This window comes from Lacticaseibacillus manihotivorans DSM 13343 = JCM 12514, assembly GCF_001435035.1.
Lineage (GTDB): Bacteria > Bacillota > Bacilli > Lactobacillales > Lactobacillaceae > Lacticaseibacillus > Lacticaseibacillus manihotivorans.
This window is the reverse complement of record NZ_AZEU01000290.1, coordinates 1-1,635: the sequence shown is the minus strand read 5'-3', so window position 1 is coordinate 1,635 and position 1,635 is coordinate 1. Positions and strand designations below refer to the sequence as shown.

Here is a 1,635-nt window from a genome sequence, read left to right as displayed (position 1 = left end):
CTTTTGAATACATAATGACATCATACCCGAAGTCCAGGTTTTTGTCCGCACGCCCTTTCCTACATTTTACGCCCGCCATTGACACCCAACAGGTCGAACAAGCGCAAGCAGCCTTATCCGCCGCCGAACAGGAAACTCATGTCAAAGCCTATACTCGAAAGAAAAACAAGAAATCAAACGAGAAGCTTGGCCGCGAAGTCGAAACCATCGAGAAGACGATTGATATTACTGATGAGCAACGCAAGTGTGCGCCAGGTTGGAAGTTAGTTTCAATTGGGCGTCGTGAGATGCGTACTAGTGCAACTTATGTTCCAGCGAAAGTAGTCAAAATCATCTATTACGTCCGGACTTATAAGAAGGTTCGAATTGACGGTGAAGGAGATCCAGAGTTTCTTCAAGCAAAGTTGCCTAACGCTGTCATTCCGCGCAGTGTCGCTACGTCCTCGATTCTTGCCAAGGTGATTCATGATAAGTATGAACTTGATGTACCATTGTATCGCCAACTTCAAGACTGGAAACGCATCGGGTTGATGGTAAGCGAAACGACGTTGAGCAATTGGATGATCGATAGTGCGGAATTGTTAGCGCCGATCTATGATCGGATGCATCAATGCTTGATCCGACAGAAGTTTCTTCAAGGAGATGAGACCCCAACTCAAGTTCTCAAAGAGAATGGCCGTAAGGCAACGGATAAGTCATACATGTGGGTTGCCCGCACAGTGCGCAAGAACGCCACCCCAATGGTGTACTTCAAGTATGATCCACACCGCAGTCAAAGCGTTGCCCAAGAACTATACGCAAACTTTAGTGGTGTCCTTCAATGTGACGGGTATGCCGGATACAACGGGCTGTCCATTGAACGAGTTGCCTGCATGGCACACGTACGTCGCAAGTTCTTTGAAGCAGCACGTGTCTCCAAGACGCTAGATACCAGTATTCCATTGAAGTTACTTGATGAGATGTTTGGGCTTGAAGCACAATGGCAAAAGCTGTCACCCAAAGCTCGTCGAAAACGTCGTCGTAGCAAGCTTTCCCCGTTAATGAAACGGTTCTGGGTTTGGTGTGATATGTGTGATGCCTTACCAAAGAGCAATATGGGTAAAGCTGTTGCCTATGCCGAAAGCATGCGTCCCTACGTTGATAGGCTAATGAAATATGGTGAGATGGACTTCAGCAATAACGCTTCGGAACGCAACATGAAAAGTTATGTTATGGGTCGAAAGAACTTCTTGTTTAGTACCAGCCCGGAGGGTGCGCGTGCTAATGCAATTTTGATGAGTACCATCGAAACGTGCAAAGCCAACGCAATTGATCCGATGACTTATCTTACGGAAGTTCTGGATGAAATGGCGCAATATCCCGAGAATCGAAAATTCGAATATCTGGGGCAGTATTTGCCGTGGAATTGGAAACAGTCATAAGAATTTGGCTTTATATCAAGATCAAAGCCCAGTATCTGAGAAGAAAAATCGCCTCTCAGATACTGGGCTTTTGATTATCAACCGTCATTTGGTTGGGTGCTTACTAAGATGTCATCGCGCAGTTTATACCGTTCCGATTACTCAAATAAGCGTCAAATAATGGAAATTTGTCAACTGGTGTTGAAGGATAGTTTTTATCCCTTGAAGGCCTTCC

General features: G+C 45.6%; 1 protein-coding gene. It reads left to right on the top strand.

Annotated features, from left to right (window positions below):
• The coding region (tnpC, locus tag FD01_RS13980) for an IS66 family transposase (protein WP_156647329.1) at nt 1-1,421 on the top strand (1,421 nt) is incomplete at its 5' end.
• Nucleotides 1,422-1,635: the final 214 nt, after the last annotated feature.